The sequence below is a fragment of the Cellvibrio sp. genome, assembly GCF_046347455.1.
Classification (GTDB): domain Bacteria; phylum Pseudomonadota; class Gammaproteobacteria; order Pseudomonadales; family Cellvibrionaceae; genus Cellvibrio.
This window is the reverse complement of the sequence record NZ_JAXMGC010000007.1, coordinates 246354-263259: the sequence shown is the minus strand read 5'-3', so window position 1 is coordinate 263259 and position 16906 is coordinate 246354. Positions and strand designations below refer to the sequence as shown.

The 16906-nt window shown below is 46.2% G+C and carries 14 protein-coding genes; 1 reads left to right on the top strand and 13 read right to left on the bottom strand.

Translation table 11 applies throughout. The features are described from left to right. Window positions 1–693, top strand: a 693-nt coding sequence (locus U1F02_RS14090; RefSeq protein WP_409991044.1) for a DUF3362 domain-containing protein, incomplete at its 5' end; no start/stop codon positions are given. A 59-nt stretch (window positions 694–752) separates the two neighbouring features. Here the strand turns inward: U1F02_RS14090 and pepN are convergent. From pepN to U1F02_RS14025, 13 genes are all read right to left on the bottom strand, one after another. Then, entirely contained in the window at window positions 753–3407 is a 2655-nt protein-coding gene (gene pepN / locus U1F02_RS14085) for an aminopeptidase N (protein ID WP_409991043.1), read from the bottom strand. Window positions 3408–3500: 93 nt separating this feature from the next. Next, a complete protein-coding gene (locus U1F02_RS14080; RefSeq protein WP_409991051.1) occupies window positions 3501–4451 on the bottom strand; it encodes an acetyl-CoA carboxylase carboxyltransferase subunit alpha in 951 nt (316 codons plus the stop codon). A 299-nt stretch (window positions 4452–4750) separates the two neighbouring features. Continuing rightward, window positions 4751–6184, bottom strand: coding sequence for a M12 family metallo-peptidase (locus U1F02_RS14075; protein ID WP_409991042.1), 1434 nt, complete (start codon window positions 6182–6184; stop codon window positions 4751–4753). A gap of 121 nt (window positions 6185–6305) precedes the next feature. Next, window positions 6306–6920 carry a hypothetical protein gene (locus tag U1F02_RS14070; RefSeq protein WP_409991041.1) on the bottom strand — a complete coding sequence of 205 codons (615 nt, stop codon included), beginning with the start codon at window positions 6918–6920 and terminating at the stop codon, window positions 6306–6308. Between the two features lie 290 nt (window positions 6921–7210). Beyond that, window positions 7211–7891 carry a PEP-CTERM sorting domain-containing protein gene (locus U1F02_RS14065; protein ID WP_409991040.1) on the bottom strand — a complete coding sequence of 227 codons (681 nt, stop codon included), beginning with the start codon at window positions 7889–7891 and terminating at the stop codon, window positions 7211–7213. Between the two features lie 389 nt (window positions 7892–8280). Beyond that, a complete protein-coding gene (dnaE, locus tag U1F02_RS14060) occupies window positions 8281–11847 on the bottom strand; it encodes a DNA polymerase III subunit alpha (RefSeq protein WP_409991039.1) in 3567 nt (1188 codons plus the stop codon). 26 nt (window positions 11848–11873) lie between these two features. Next, complete coding sequence (locus tag U1F02_RS14055) at window positions 11874–12161, bottom strand: hypothetical protein (RefSeq protein WP_409991038.1); 288 nt, start codon at window positions 12159–12161, stop codon at window positions 11874–11876. Further along, a complete protein-coding gene (gene rnhB, locus U1F02_RS14050) occupies window positions 12161–12769 on the bottom strand; it encodes a ribonuclease HII (protein ID WP_409991037.1) in 609 nt (202 codons plus the stop codon). Before rnhB ends, U1F02_RS14055 begins: the two co-directional genes overlap by 1 nt. A 21-nt stretch (window positions 12770–12790) precedes the next feature. Then, window positions 12791–13930, bottom strand: a complete 1140-nt coding sequence (lpxB, locus tag U1F02_RS14045) for a lipid-A-disaccharide synthase (RefSeq protein WP_409991036.1) — start codon at window positions 13928–13930, stop codon at window positions 12791–12793. Window positions 13931–13988: 58 nt separating this feature from the next. Further along, on the bottom strand, window positions 13989–14759 hold the full coding sequence (lpxA, locus tag U1F02_RS14040) for an acyl-ACP--UDP-N-acetylglucosamine O-acyltransferase (RefSeq protein ID WP_409991035.1): 771 nt from the start codon (window positions 14757–14759) through the stop codon (window positions 13989–13991). A 42-nt stretch (window positions 14760–14801) separates the two neighbouring features. Beyond that, window positions 14802–15239: a 3-hydroxyacyl-ACP dehydratase FabZ gene (gene fabZ, locus U1F02_RS14035; RefSeq protein WP_409991034.1), complete on the bottom strand. Its 438-nt coding sequence runs from the start codon at window positions 15237–15239 to the stop codon at window positions 14802–14804. Window positions 15240–15330: 91 nt separating this feature from the next. Continuing rightward, window positions 15331–16368 (bottom strand): UDP-3-O-(3-hydroxymyristoyl)glucosamine N-acyltransferase, encoded by a 1038-nt coding sequence (gene lpxD / locus U1F02_RS14030; RefSeq protein ID WP_409991033.1) that lies wholly within the window; start codon window positions 16366–16368, stop codon window positions 15331–15333. A gap of 4 nt (window positions 16369–16372) precedes the next feature. Further along, window positions 16373–16885, bottom strand: coding sequence for an OmpH family outer membrane protein (locus U1F02_RS14025; RefSeq protein ID WP_409991032.1), 513 nt, complete (start codon window positions 16883–16885; stop codon window positions 16373–16375). Between the last annotated feature and the right edge of the window lie 21 nt (window positions 16886–16906).

The window sequence follows — 16906 nt, the reverse complement described above, 5'->3', positions numbered from 1 at the left end:
GGCCCGCTCGCGCAAATGATGAAGCCCAAAATGAGCAGCTATTACGAATTCAAAAAAATGTTCGATAAGTTTTCCAAGGAAGCAGGCAAAAAACAGTATTTGATCCCCTACTTCATTGCCGCTCACCCAGGCACCAAAGATGAAGACATGGTGAACATGGCGCTGTGGTTAAAGAAAAATAATTTTGAAGTGGATCAGGTGCAAACCTTTTATCCATCGCCTATGTCCTTGGCAACGGCTATGTATGTAAGCGAGCGCAACCCGCTCAAAAAGTTGACCTACAAAAGCGGAAAAATAACCATTCCACGCGGGCTGGAGCAACGTCGTTTGCAAAAAGCCTTGCTGCGCTACCACGACCCCGCCGGCTGGCAGATGATTCGTGAGGCTCTGGTAAAAATGCGCAAAGGCCATTTAATTGGTTCTGCTGCTTCTGCATTAATTCCAGCGGAAGATCCAAAGGCCAATAATCGCAACACAAAACCGGCAAGCAGAAATCCATCACCCAATGCGCGCGCGCAAGCGAGCACAAACACTCGCACTAAGAATGCCGCAGCAACTACCGTTAAAAAACCAGCGGCAAAAGCATTTGGTGATAAGTTTGAAAGCGCGAGAAAATTTAACAATCAGTTAAATACGAAAGGTACAGGAACCGGAAATCCAAAAGCTTCAAAACCGCAAAAACCCAAACGATAAATATTCAGCGCACTATCAGCCACCACAAGTGGCTGATAGTGCATCTCACGGTCAATCCACTATTTAGCCATTAATTTCATCATACTCACGCAACGCTCTTCATCCTGCACGGCATTGCTCAAATTTTTAAATACGGCTGGACCGAGAGACGCGTATTGATCGCGCACTTTTGCCAGCGCATCTTTTCCTTCAAGCGTGCATTGCCGTGGTGAAACCAAGTTATCTGTATAAGCTGCTAAAAAGCGATCGTTGTTACGCGATTGTATGATAGGCAGTTGGGATTCAATGCGCCCGTTAAACTGACTACGTAAATCATTTTGGCCAACGGGAAAAAGGAATCGCATAAGAATGCGTTGAGTCGCAAATTTATAAGGACTATTTTCTGCCACCAACAACGAGAACCATTTTTCTTTGGTTGCTAGCTCAGGGCGAATGGCTTCGCAGACAAGCGCCATTTGCCGCCCGAGATCAGACAAATCTTTTTTCTGCTCGGCATCGGTCAATTCGCGATAATCCTGATAGGCATATTGGTTTAATCGGCGTAAAAGCAACCAGCGACGATCCTGGTCAACCACAAATGCCTGTGGAAGATTTTTACCGAGCAGATAAGAATGTAAACGCTCCAATCCCTCTGGTGAGAAAGCGATATTAGCGTAAATATCAAATAGTACTTTTTGAAGATCTGAATTTGCAGGTGCTGCATCCAAACGCTGCAATACAAAACGTTCCATCTCTAACAAATCAGCTTTGTGATCTTGCCCTGCATTTGTCATCAACCAAAAGTAGCCCGCTGCCGTTGCGTAACGTGAAACAACAGATGCAGCAAGACGTTGATCAGTTTCGCCAGCAAGATTTTGTTGGACGAATTTGACGAAATCAATGAGCGGAAGTTTGCTGCCCAGCGACTCATCCCACAAGTGTTCCCATAGCATTCTGCGAGTTAAGTTATCAAAATTGTTAATGTGCGGCCCTGCCAAATTGCGCTGTTTTTCATCCAACGCAATTTTTACATAAGCCCAATCATTCAGATTACCAAATACAAAATCAGGGCACTCCAAACCTTTTGCATCGCTAACAGGAGTGCTTAGACTTTTATAAGTTACAGGAATGCTATTCTGCAACATCAGCTTTTCATAACTGAGTTTGTATAAACCCAACTGAGTACGTTGGCGGCGCAGCGTTTTGTGAGTGCTAGTTCCAACTTGAAGTATCTCTAGGCTTTTAACAACTGACTTTTCGCCGGAGTTAGCACAGTTATATTTGACACCTATTGTGTTTAAGCCTGCGGTTGATAGCCACTCGTCAGACCATGCATTCAAATTTTTTCCCGATGCTTTCGCAACTTCATCCATAAAATTCTTGAGCGTTGTATTGCTGTTTGCATATTTTTTTAAATAGGCACCTACGCCGCTTCTAAAATTTTCTTCACCTACGTAAATAGCAAGCTGTTTTAATACGGAGGCGCCTTTGCCGTAAGTAATCGCATCAAAGTTGGTGAACGCCTCAGCCGTATTTGCAACCGGCAAATCAATCGGATGCGTAGTGGTTTGGAAATCCGCGCCATAGGCTGATAGCTTGGCATCGTTATAAAATCCGCTCCAAATATCGGTTTTAAATTCCGAGTTATCGGCCATTTGCAAATACGACATGTAAGTTGCAAAACTTTCATTTAGCCAAAGCCCATTCCACCATTTCATTGTCACCAAATCGCCAAACCACATGTGCGCCATTTCGTGAGAGATCACCGTATTGTTACGCATGCGCTGCAAATAGGTTTTGGGGCTGCGGCTTATGTAGGCTTCATTAAAGGTGACAGCGCCGATATTTTCCATAGCACCGCTATTGAAATCGGGCACGACCAATTGATCGTATTTTCCATAGGGATAGGGGTAATTAAAATAGCGGTTGTAAAATGCAAAGGATTGTTGCGTGAACAAAAACCATTCCTTGTAATTAACGTATTGCGCAAGTTCCTGCCGCGCAAATAATCGCAGCGGAATGTCGCCCGCTTTATCTTCCCATACAGCATATTCACCCGCGTGGAGTGAAAATACATAAGATGCCATTAAGGGCGTTTTCGGAAAGGACCAATGCTTTTTATCAGCCGTTTCTTCGATTTTATTTTCGCGAGTTGTAGAAATTACTTGCCATTTTTTTGGTGCTATAACATCCAATACATAGGTGGCTTTGATATCCGGCTGATCAAAATGTGGGAACATTTTATGCGCGTTGTAAGGTTCAAAATTACTGTACAAATAAACCCGGCTACTTTCCTGATCTTTGTATCTGTGCAAACCATCGCCAGCAGTAGCGAAGGCATGGGTATAACGAATACGTAAACTATTTTTTCCAGCCAGAAATAATTCAGGCGCGAAGGTTATGAACCACTTCTCATGCTTCCACTGTATCGGTTTGCCATTTAACTCTGCAGATAAAACCTCACCGCCATCAAAATCTACCGTCAACGGCATTTTGTTGTTTTTAGTCAGATTGAAATTGATGGTGATATCACCTGCAAAGGAGGTAGATGACTCATCCAGCTCTACGCGCAACGCATAATCAACAGCGCTGATTTGCTTGCTGCGCAATGCGGCGTAAGATTCTTCTAGATAAGGTGCGGCTTTGCGCTCAAACGATGGTTTTGCTGCAAATGCAAAGGGATGTGTTAGCAATACACAAAAAGAAAATACTAGCAGGACGGATTTTTTTAACACCCTTAACTCCTTCTTATTAAAATTATGTAGATTGGATTCGCCAACAAAAAAGCCGCTGATTTTCACCAGCGGCTTTTTGAATTTTTTTAACACTTAAGGATTACCGTAGCTCATCAGGCGTTGGTAACGACGCTCCAGCAGAGAATCGAGCGGCTCTTTGCTGAGCTTATCCACTTGTTGAACCAATCGCTCACGCAATTTGCTCGCCATGGCATCCACATCGCGATGCGCACCGCCCAAAGGCTCTGGAATGGTTTCATCAACAATACCGAGATCTTGCAACACTTTAGAGGTAACACCCATCGCCTGCGCAGCTTCTGGCGCTTTGGCAACTGTCTTCCAAATAATGTTGGCGCAGCCTTCTGGGGAAATAACAAAGTAGGTGGAATATTGCAGCATATTGAGCTGGTCACCCACACCAATCGCCAAGGCACCGCCGGATGAACCTTCACCAATCACGGTACAAATAATCGGAGTGCGCAAGCGCGACATCACGGCGAGGTTTTGCGCGATAGATTCAGAAATACCGCGCTCTTCTGAGTCAATACCTGGGTAAGCACCGGGGGTATCAATGAGCGTGATAACAGGCATTTTAAAACGCTCTGCCATCTCCATTAAGCGCAAGGCTTTACGGTAACCTTCTGGCTTGGGCATACCGAAATTGCGCATAACCTTTTCTTGTACTGAACGGCCTTTTTCCTCGCCAATTACCATAACAGGCTTACCATCCAAGCGGCCTACACCACCGATAATGGCCTTGTCATCACCAAAATGGCGATCGCCATGAAGCTCATCAAAATCGGTAAACAAGCGGGGAATGTAATCAGAGGTGTAAGGGCGTTGCGGGTGACGAGCGATTTTTACGATATCCCAAGAGGTCAACTTGGAGTAAATACTTTCGGTAAGCTTGCTGCTTTTTTGGCGCAGCTTGGCAATTTCATCGGCGATATTGATATCGCTTGCGTTGCCAACCAGCTGTAATTCTTCAATCTTGCCTTCAAGTTCGGCGATGGGCTGTTCAAAATCCAGATAATTCAGATTCATAGCAGTTATTAGCTCTATATGTGGGTAGTGCGCTACCACGGAATACATGAAGTGATTCGTTAGGAGGAGGTAAGATTGTCCAACCTATCGGCACATTATTTGGGTCGCTACCTTACGCGAAATGGCACATTTAGTCGACCTTTTCATGCTTTTTCCCCCGCAATCGACCAATCTATACGCTACTTTCAATGCTGAAACCCAAACCAAACACGCTGTCAATAATGTGCTTCCACAAATTAAAAAGCCTCGAAAACATCGAGGCTTTTAGACTTCACATCGGAACCCAAGAGACCCACAGATCAATTAGTGCTGGTGACCGCTGCAACCTTATAGTCTGAGAGCGCCTTTTTGGCCACTTCTTGCAGCACCTGAACCAAAGCTCTGGCTTCTTCAGCGGCATGACGCGCAGCTGAATAGGAGGAATTTATGCTGGACAGCGCCGCAGTAGATGCATCCAAACGAGCCTGCGCTTTCAACGCCAAACTTGAATGTACCTGCACTTTAGCGAGCTGATCTTTGTATTTGGCTTCCAAAGCCAAATAGCTTTTACGTTTGTCTTCATTCTTCCCGCCTGCTTTATTCATCACGTCTAATGCGCTGTCTAGCTGCGCTTTTAAGGTCGCTAAAGTCGCGGATGAAGCCTTATATTGCCCGAACATCTGAACATAAGTTGCCTTAGCCTGAGTCAAAGCCGCAATAGCACCGTCCAAATCCCGCTTTAGAGCCGCCTCGTTAGCAAACTTCTTATCAGCCAGCGCCGTGTTATTCGCCAAGTCCAGCAAAGCCGCATCGTATTTATCTTTTGCCAACCGGGTTTTTCCAGGAGCTGCTTTTGATGAACTCGATGAAGATTGCCGCGAGCTTTGGCTAGAAGCCACGGAGCTTGTAGAGCTTTGGCTTGAAGAAACAGAGCTGGAACTCGCGCTGGAAACCACGTCTGAATAAAACTTCGCTATTTGGGGCGCAGTTATGCTTAAGGTGTAACGCGCATCGGCACCATTAACACTATCTGTACGAGAAACACCGCAAGGCAAATTTTTGCAAATTAAGTCCGGGCTAGAAAATTTGTAAACCTTTCCCGCCCAATAATCGACATTGAACGCGCTTTGATAGGCCATGATGGTAGTAAAAACATTATCTACACCATAGCCCAATGCGTACGGGAAAGTGCCACCAGTACCGTCCTGCTTGCGCGAATGCATGAGCCCCATATTGTGCCCCAGCTCATGTGCAGTAACGTAATCACCGCAGGTGGTTATCCCTACGTGGGCATACATATAGTTCTTTAATGACGCGATTGAAAAATCCCCGCTTGTCCCCCTACCTCCAACCCAAGACAATCCACACCCTCCTTGAATTGATTTGAAGGGACGGTAGAAAAGAACCATGTCAGCTTTGTACTGATCTCTCAAGGCCGCGATACTCGCAAAAGCAGGATTGCTGGCATAAGTGATATCGTTGAGCGCAGTTTCCGCCGTATTGTCATCGGTGTAGTCCACCATAACTGATTTGGCGAGGCGAATTTCAAGCGGAAGATTACTATCCAAATATATCTGATTGGTAACTTGGAACAGCTGGTTAAACCGGGGAATTGGATCGCCACCATAAGAGCTGGCAACACCCGGAGTGTAGACGACCAGAACATCTATGACTGTATTCGCCGCAAAAGCGGAAGCCCCTAACAACCCTGAACAAAAAACTAATCCACTTGCTAAATATTTCAGCACTCGCATATAAACCTCTGTGACTTTACTAAAAACCGTCCCTGATTGAAAAAAGTGCGCATCCTTTAAAGCCATAACAATCTAAAATACTTTTCACACTGCTAACTTTAACTGCACAACAAAACTGCTACTAAGGCTGATGAGCCTCTGGAATCTCCAACACGTCTGTACTCCCGGGTTTTGATAATTCAAACTCCGAAGGATTTTTATAAAGCCATCCCAAACCATCGACAGATTCCATGGTGTAGCTTCCTTCCGGTGTGGTTATTGTGGCGAACGCCGAATGCTCCCCGTAAGTTACTACTACCGGGTAATCGTCACCGTGACCAACCAAGTGGCCACTCCAACTGTAACTGCCATCGGAATGGTTTTTGACTGACTGGACATCAACCAAAACCGATTCACCATGAAACATGGGAAAGCTAATCTGGTCGCCTACCCTCGGCGTTTCCTCTGGACGACTGATCTCAATAGCCTGAAAAATAGAAATTTGCTCACTCAGCTTGATGCTAGGTTGTGGCAAACTCGGTTCGGCAAGTGCCCAGCCTGAAGCAGAGCGCTTGACCGAACTAGCTTCAGGCTTGGTAGCCTCATTAGTCAGACTTTGTGCGGCCTGTAAAACCCTATCGGCTTTTTCCAACCGCGCATTGATATTTGGGTCAAGTTCAACATTGGTTTCTGCAGACGAGCTAGCTCGAATTTCTTTTGATGGAGCATCGGATGCGCTCATCAAAAAATAAGCCACCCCCAATCCACACAGGCACACAAGAAAAATAATCAGAAACTGCGACTTAAACATGACCATAAAAAATTTTTTTGGCGCTTTACTAAGCTTCACACTAGCGAATTTCCCACAAAAAGCAGCGTTTTATTTGGTTCTGAAATAAGAAAATCTACAAAACCTAATTTGACAACTAAATAGCTATTAAAAATAAAAATACTTCACACTTTAGTCAGCAATAAATCACAAATTTTTTAAGCAAAAAAAAGCCCCGATCAGATCGGGGCCTTTTTTACTTCAATCACTCAGCTGAATTAGACAGCTTTTCTACGCGCCAACACTAAACCAAACAAACCAAGAGCAAACAACAGAACAGATGAAGGCTCTGGTACTTTTACTGGTGGTGGGGGTGGAGGTTCATAGGCTGTTGGAGTACCAAAAAAGCCAGCATGAGAGATCACATAGGATATGCTACTTGAACTCTTGACTCCGTTAGAGTCAATGCGAATCTGAGATACACCACCACTGATATCAGATCCATCAAAGAAATAGAGTGAAAACGCATTGCCTTGCTTAATTCCAAGCGTAAATTTGCCGGTTAAAGCAAAATCAAAGTTCAAATAACCGTCGTCATTGGCGCCCTCGTCTTGAGCAAATGGGTTGCCAGCAGCACTATAAGACTCGCTAGAGAAATAGCTAGAGGAAAAATATGAAGCCCAAGGAGTCGCGTTAACTGTAGTAGCAATCAAGCCCAACTGATTATCAATATTGCCTTGATACGCACCCAAGCATCCTTCATAACTAGGGTTATAAATAAGACTAGTGGTAGTAGTTGATGCAGAACACAATACACTGGCCGATACCAAACTAGTTGGTGCCGGCGTAGGCGCTGGTGGTGGGGTCAAAACCGGCTTTGCAGCAGCGCTAATAGAAATTGCTCCTATGCACGCCACAGCTGCGAAGCTTTTTAATAACTTCCAACTATTCAACTTCATTTGAAACTCCATTAATGAAAAAAGATAATTTACGCTCAACATAGTTAATGCATTTATTAGGCCAACATAAGCGAGAGATTACTTTTTTGTCCGACTCCCCTCTAAACATTGGGTTAGGCGCTATTCTTTATAAGCAGAAAATGAGATTTTACACGACATGAGTGATGAATGGTTTTAAGCAAAACTATTTAAAAAAGTGGCATGTAAATTCTTCCGACAATGCGATATGCAACATATAACCAAGAGCTAAAAAAGAATGAAGAATGGCTTAATACCTCAATGAGACGTCTATAATTCAACCATGAAATGATAGCCAATTCACAAAATTAACGGATTTTTGTCACAAAAAGATATATTTCACGCGTTTTATGTAAAAAAAATCGACACCATTAATAATTAAGCTTCACTTTATTAACGCCATACCTATCACGCAAGCTTTGCAGGAGTTCGTCCTCAGGTCGGATATTCCACTCAGCTCCGAGCTTAAGCTGAGCTTTGGCATTGCTTCGACGAAAATCAATAACCAGAGGACAACGCGCGGTATGGGTAGGAGTTCCTCGATAGGGCTCAAGAATATCAGCCATTTGGCGGATAAAGTTCGCGGGCAACGCGCCAGAATCCAATTCTACGCACAGTTCACGAACTCGCTCCTCCCGCAACTCAGCTAAGGGGCGAATAGTCATCGCACGCATTTTTAACATGCCACTAAAGTCATCTATGCTCACTTGGCCGGCGATCACCAAGAGGCCATCTTTCAATAGCACATCGCGGCAATTCAAATAGGTGTCCGCAAACACGGCGATTTCGATGCGCCCGGTACGGTCATCTAGCGTGACGAACGCCATGGTATCGCCGCGTTTGGTTTTCATGGTGCGCTGGGCGACAACCAAACCCGCAACAGATTGGCGAGGCTTTTCTTCTTTACCTTTTTCTCCGCGCGGCTCGTACTTGTCCGGCTTTAGGTCTGCGATGCGCGAGCTAACCAGATGAGGCAATTCACTTTCGTATTCGTCGATGGGGTGGCCGGTAAGATAGAGGCCGAGCGTCTCTTTCTCTGCATTCAGGCGCTCTTTCATGGTCCAGGTGCGCACGCGGCGGAAGTCGGCGTAGACATCTTTGTGGCCAGTGTCCGCAGCCATGACTTCACCAAACAAATCCATCATGCCCGCGCTGGTGTTAGCGGCGGCTTGCTCCGCGGTTTTTACGGCTTCGCTCATGGACGCGAACATAACAGCGCGATCGTGGTCGAGATTGTGTTGCGGTGTTCCGACCGTGGGGCCCAAGTTATCAGCCGCGCCGGAGCGAATAATTGCTTCCAACGCGCGCTTGTTGACTTTACGCGGATCGACACGGGCGCAGAAATCGAACAGATCTTTGAAGGGGCCGCCCTCGTTTCTGGCCGCAATGATGGATTCTACCGGGCCTTCGCCCAAGCCTTTGATTGCGCCCAAACCGTAAATAATGTTGCCCTTTTCATCCACCGTAAAATGAAATTCGCCGGAGTTTACGTCGGGTGGCAGGAGCTTCAATTTCATGTGGCGACATTCTTCAATGAAGGTCACCACCTTGTCGGTTTTATCCATGTCCGATGACATGGTCGCCGCCATAAAGTGCGCAGGGTAATGGGCTTTGAGCCACGCGGTTTGATAGGAAACTATTGCGTAGGCAGCGGAGTGAGATTTGTTAAAACCGTAGCCCGCGAACTTTTCCACCAAGTCGAAGATCTTGATCGCCAAGTCGGGATCAACGCCCATGGATTTGGCGCCCTCTTCAAACACCGAGCGTTGTTTGGCCATTTCCTCGGGCTTCTTCTTACCCATGGCGCGGCGCAGCATGTCCGCACCGCCGAGCGTATAACCGGCGAGCACCTGCGCGATTTGCATTACCTGTTCTTGGTAAACGATAACGCCGTAAGTCGGCTCAAGTACGGGCTTTAAAGTGTGGTGCTGAAATTTCGCATCAGGATAAGCAACTTGGGCGCGGCCGTGCTTACGGTTGATAAAGTCATCCACCATGCCCGACTCCAAGGGACCGGGGCGGAAGAGGGCTACCAAAGCGATAAGGTCTTCGATGTTGTCCGGCTGCAAGCGCTTGATCAGGTCTTTCATACCGCGCGATTCAAGCTGGAATACCGCGGTAGTTTCAGCACGCTTGAGGAGGGAGAAAGTGGCGGGGTCGTCGAGTGGGATAGCACTGATGTCGAGCGGTGCTTCGCCCAATCGCGCACGCTGTTTATCGATCATGATGCGCGCCCAATCGATAATCGTAAGCGTACGCAAACCGAGGAAGTCAAACTTCACCAAGCCCGCTTCTTCCACATCGCCCTTATCAAATTGGGTCACAAGACCGCTGCCGGTTTCATCACTGTAAAGCGGTGCGAAATCCGTGAGTTTGGTCGGGGCTATAACCACACCACCCGCGTGCTTGCCCACGTTACGGGTCAAACCCTCCAGCTGGACGGCCATTTCCCAGATTTCCTGAGCATCGCCGTCCATTGCCAAAAATTCTTTGAGCTGCGGCTCTTCTTCCAGCGCTTGCGCGAGTGTCATGCCTGGCGTGGGCGGAATCATTTTGGAGAGTTTGTCCGCCAAGCCGTAGGACTTACCCTGCACACGCGCCACATCGCGCACCACCGCTTTGGCGGCCATGGTACCGAAGGTGATGATTTGGCTTACGGCATCGCGGCCATAATTATCGGCCACGTAGGAAATCACGCGGTCGCGACCATCCATACAGAAATCGATATCGAAATCCGGCATGGACACACGTTCTGGATTGAGGAAACGTTCGAACAGCAAATCGTATTGCAGCGGGTCAAGATCAGTAATGAGCAACACATAAGCGACGAGCGAACCCGCACCAGAACCACGACCCGGTCCGACAGGGATACCGTGATCTTTCGCCCACTGGATAAAGTCCATTACGATGAGGAAGTAACCCGGGAATCCCATTTGGATAATAATATCCAACTCAAACTTCAAACGGTCGTCGTAAACTTTGCGGCGCTCAGCGTAATCCGGTGCGGATTTATCGAGAATACGTTCAAGACGTTTTTCCAAACCTTCTTCGGAAATTTTGCGGAAGAAATCCGCTTCGGTCATACCTTCAGGGATGGGATATTCCGGCAAAAAGTATTTGCCCATTTGAATAGTAACGTTGCAACGCTTGGCGATTTCGAGCGTGTTTTCCAAAGCTTCGGGGATATCGCTGAACAGCTCTGCCATTTCTTCCGCTGAACGCAAATATTGCTGTTCACTGTAACGACGCTCGCGGCGAGGATCATCCAATGTGCGGCCTTCGCTGATACACACACGCGCTTCGTGTACTTCAAATTCGTCGCGACTAATAAAACGCACATCGTTGGTAGCAACGACTGGGCATTGAAGCGCATCCGCAAGCGCTACTGCGGAGTGCAAATAATTTTCGTCGTTCTCGCGGCCGGTACGCTGCAGCTCCAAATAAAAACGATTGGGGAAATCGCGCATCCAACCACGCAACAAATCTTGCGCTTGCTCCGCGCGCCCGGCGAGCAAACTCATACCTACATCGCCGAACTTTCCACCGGAGAGGGCAACGCATCCCTCACTAAACTCGCTAATCCATTCGCGGTGCACGTAGGCAATGCCTTGCTGCTGGCCTTGTCTCCACGCGCGAGAAATCAGTTCAATAATATTTTTATAGCCGATATCGTTCATGGCTAGCAAAGTGACGATGGTCGGCTTACCTTCGCTGTCGCTACTGGCGACCCAAAAATCGCTGCCAATAATTGGCTTGATGCCAGCACCTTGCGCGGCTTTATAAAACTTAATCAAACCGTAAAAATTACATTGATCGCTAATGCCACACGCAGGCATATTTAATTCAGCTACGCGCTTAACGAGCTTTTTAATGCGCACCAAACTATCGACAAGCGAAAATTCGGTGTGCAAGCGTAGATGTACAAAATTAGCGGTCATAATTAGTAATGATTAGGTCTTAAGTTTTAGTATCGGCACACAAACTTTACATCGCTGATTAAAATCCACAGGCTATTTTCTTCGCTCTCATCGGCCTGCAAACCCAAATCAGAAAAGCTTTTTTCAAACAGAAGCAGCACACGTTGATTGTCATCCGTTCGTTTTAAGGTGACAGCCTTTGAACCAATCAGCAACCAATAATTTTGTTCAGGCTTTACATCGATCGGAGCGACCAAACCCCCTTCGTAGGTTCTTAACAAGACACGTTTACCCGGCTTTAAAAACTGTAAATCCGAATCGCAAATAGCGCTCATTAAAATAATTCTATTTGTTCAATTTGCGCACGCACGGGTGCGAAACTTTTACGATGTATAGGCGTAATGCCTAATCGCACTACAGCATCCATATGCATTTTGGTGGGATAGCCTTTGTGATCTGCGAGCCCGTAGCCTGGGTATTGCTTGTCCAGTTCCACCATTTCACGGTCACGAACAACCTTGGCAAGAATAGACGCGGCGCTGATAGCCGCCACGCGACTATCTCCCTTTACAACCGCTTCTGCCTTGTAGCTCCACTTAGGTAATTTGTTACCATCAACGAGCACGTGTTCTGGTTGAATATGCAGGCCTTGAACGGCGCGAGTCATGGCAAGCAGACTCGCTTGCAGAATATTTATCTGGTCAATTTCGATGACGCTTGCGCGCGCCACACACCAACTTTTCGCTTTTAATTTTATTTCGTCAAACAACAACTCACGTTTTTTTTCGGTGAGTTTTTTTGAGTCACCCAAACCTTCGATAGGATTTTCCGGGTCAAGGATCACTGCAGCGGCTACCACATCGCCAGCCAGCGGCCCGCGCCCCACTTCATCGCAGCCGGCGAGCAACAACCCCTGATAACTACAAATGAAAGGTTCAAACATAGCCACTAATCCGCCAGCCTTTTATTGTCCGATAAGTTTTGCAATAGCCGCAGCTGCACGCACGCTCGCGTCGCGCCTTAAATTGAAATGCATTTCCGCAAAGGTATCACATAACACCGAGGCTTCTTCAGGATTTTCAAAATAATGCATGACCGCAGCACTCAGCTTTTCGGGTGTCGCATTATCTTGCAGAAGCTCCGGCACCAACAATTTATTAGCCAATAAGTTCGGCAAAGAGACGAAAGGAGTTTTCACCAGCCATGACAAAATTTTAAAGGTCAATGGCGCCATCTTGTACGCGACGACCATTGGCTTTTTTAACAACAAAGCTTCGAGTGCCACAGTGCCAGAGGCAAGCAAGAGCACATCTGCCGCAGCCATGACTCTGTGAGAGTTACCGTTAAAAAGTTGGATTGGAAAATCCACATAATCATTTAACTGGTGATGCAATTGACGATAGCGATCCGAATTAGCAGCCGGAATATAGAACAGTAATTCCGGGTCTTGCTCAAGGCAAAATACCGCGGCATGCATAAACAACTTACCCATGCGCTCAACTTCACTTGCACGACTACCCGGTAGAAGCGCGACAACGCGCGCGTGCTCAGGTATGCCTAATTCACGTCGCGCTTTGAACTTATCGATTTCTAAAGGAATTTCATCTGCGAGGTGGTGCCCTACAAACTCTACAGGCACATTATATTTTTCGTAGAACGCAGCCTCAAAAGGCAATAGCGTCAGCATTAGATCGACTGACTTGGCAATTTTGAAAACGCGCTTTTGTCGCCATGCCCACACTGAAGGGCTAACGTAGTGGACTGTTTTTATCCCATGCTCCTTTAGCGATCTTTCAAGAGAGATCGTAAAATCTGGCGAGTCTATTCCGATAAAAACAGATGGAGGATTTGCAATAAAATGTTCGCGCAAAAATTTGCGAATTCGCAGCAGCTCTGGCAAACGTTTCAGAGGTTCAATTAACCCCATCACAGCCAAACGATCTTGTGGAAAGTAAGAGTGAAAACCCAGAGCCAGCATGCGCGGACCGCCGATACCTGAGAACTCGGCGTTCGGGTAGAGCTTACGCAACTCAGTCATAAGCGCAGCGCCGAGAATATCGCCAGAGGCTTCACCGACAACTATACCAATATGTATACGATCCATTTTGAGTCTCAATAAAAATTCTTATATGTTCGTTATTATTTTTAGTTCAATAAAATTTTTATCTCACAATACCACGTGTAGAGTTTTTGATGGATTCGATTAAAGGGGCCAACTTTTCACACTCAGGCAAAAATGCATTCAACTCAACTAGAGCCTCGTCAGTGGTTAAGCCGCGGCGATAAACAATTTTGTAGGCTTTGGTAATGGTTGCGATTTCTTCTGCGCTAAACCCACGACGACGAAGCCCTTCGCTGTTAATACTTTTCGCTTCAGCTGGATTGCCCGTTGCCATGATGTAAGCAGGGATATCTTTACCCACTGCCGTACCCATACCGGTAAAACTATGCGCACCGATTTTGCAAAATTGATGCACTAATGTATAGCCGCTAAGAATTGCCCAATCACCAATATGAACGTGACCGGCAAGTGCAGTGTTATTCACAAGAATGCAGTGGTTTCCGATCACGCTATCGTGACCAACATGCACATACGCCATAATTAAATTATGGCTTCCAATGGTTGTTTCGCTACGATCTTGAATAGTACCGCGATGAATGGTGACACCTTCACGAATAATATTGTGATCGCCCATTACCAAACGTGTTGGTTCACCTTTGTATTTTAAATCAGGGGTATCTTCGCCGACGGAAGAGAACTGATAGATACGATTGTATTTTCCAATCACAGTGGGGCCTTTGACCACAACATGGGAATCAACGATCGTACCCTCACCTATTTCAACCTCTGGTCCAATGATCGACCATGGACCCACTTGAACATTGGCAGCAAGTTTTGCACTGGGGTGAATTATTGCGCGTGAATCAATCAAAATAAAATCTCGCGATTAGTGTTAGCCACAAATAAGTAGAACTTAAACCTTACGATCCGCACACAGAATTGTCGCCGATGCAGCCAAAGCACCATCTACTGTTGCTTTACACTCGAATTTCCAAATACCGCGTTTTTCGGAAATGACTCGCGATTCTAATTGCAACCGATCGCCGGGAATAACCTGACGCTTAAAGCGTACATCATCAACACCAGCAAACAAGTATATGGAACCATCTTCCGGTTTTTTATTCATTGTTTTGAAGCCGAGGATACCCGCAGCTTGCGCCATAGCTTCAATAATCATCACACCGGGGAAAACAGGGTTTTGCGGAAAATGACCATTAAAAATTTCTTCGTTTACCGTGATATTTTTATAGGCGACGATATATTCGCCCTCTACCAGCTCCACAACGCGATCCACCAACAAGAAAGGATAGCGATGCGGCAAATATTCACGTATTTCGTTTATATCCATCATAAGTAATGGCCTTGGGTATTTTTCAAGAAACTATTTATCAGCAGTGAATAAAACTGCAGAGAGAATTAGGTTACAAAACAGACCTGCGAAACTATTCGTCTTTTGGAGACGTACGCTCCAATTTAATAAGACGCGTCGCCAAATTATCTAAGTTACGAAAACGCGCCGCGTTTTTACGCCACTCTTTAGTTGGAGCAAGAGGAACACCGGACGAATAAGAGCCTGCTTCTGTAACCGAGTTGGTCACCATACTCATACCGGTTATATACACCTTATCGACGATCGTTAGGTGGCCGGCAATCGCTACCGCACCACCAATGGTGCAATTGTCGCCAATAACGGTGCTGCCGCCGATAACCGTATTAGCTGCAATAGCGGTATGTTTACCAAGCCGCACATTATGACCAATTTGGATTAAATTATCGAGAATCACGCCATCATCTATGAAGGTATCGTCTAGCGCGCCGCGATCAATTGTCGTGCACGCACCTATCTCGACTTTATTTCCTATGATTACGCCACCAAGTTGGTGAATCTTTACCCACCCATCAGGTGAGGGCGCGAAACCAAAGCCATCCGCCCCTACTACGCTCCCGCTGTGAAATATGCAGCCGGCACCGATACTAATGCCATGATAGATTGTGACGTTGGGTAGCACGCGGGTTCCAGCACCAACGCAAGAGTCAGCACCAATATACGTTCCCGCACCTACAAAAACTCCATCACCAATCCTCACTCCGTCAGCAATTACTACGTTTGGCTGTATGCAAACGTCTTTGCCAATTTCGCAATCTTTTCCGATCACTGCAGTCGGATGAATGCCTGTCTCAACCTGCAAAGAACTATCAAAAAGTGGAGTTAAACGTGCAAAAGCAAGATAGGGATTCGACACAATGAGCTTATTGGTGGAGATTGAATCAGCTAATTCTGGATGGCAAATAACGGCACCCGCTTGCGTAGAGCCAAGATATTTTTTGTACGCAGGGTTAGCGATAAAGCTTAGTTCATTTACAGTAGCCGCTTGCAAAGTCGCAAGGGCATAAATTGGGTGCTGAGGGTCGCCAACTAACTCAGCACCAATACACTGAGCCAGTTCGGCGAGGGTAAAACAGAAAGTATGTTTAGCCACTTAATTACTTAGCTTTGTTGATTAAGTCAGTTACTTTCGCAGTGATATCATATTCTGGCGTAGCGAAAATGGCTGCTTGTGGGCCTAACAACAAACCGATTTTTTCTGCATCAACAACTTGCTTAAGCGCGGCTTGATATTTCTGCCCCAACTCTTGCGCTACAGCTTCAGCAGCTTCCTGACGAGCTTTCTGCAACTTTTGGCCATTAAATTGTGCATCTTGTTGTAAACCCTGGATTTTCTTTGCAACTTCTTCTTTCTTATCATTAGACCAGGTAGCGCCATCTTTTTTCGCTGATTCTTGCAATGCTTTGTAATCAGCTGATATGCCATCTAATTTCGCTTTTGTTGCAGCATAGTCAGAAGACTTCTCAAGCTTATCAAAACGAGCTTTTGCAACTGCAGTCGATAAAATCGCACCCTCAGGATTAATAACCGCTATTTTTGTCTCTGCAAAACTAACAGCTGACATCATACAAAGGGCAACAGCAGCCACACATTTTTTTGTAAAGTTCACGAGCATTTTCCTCTTATCATT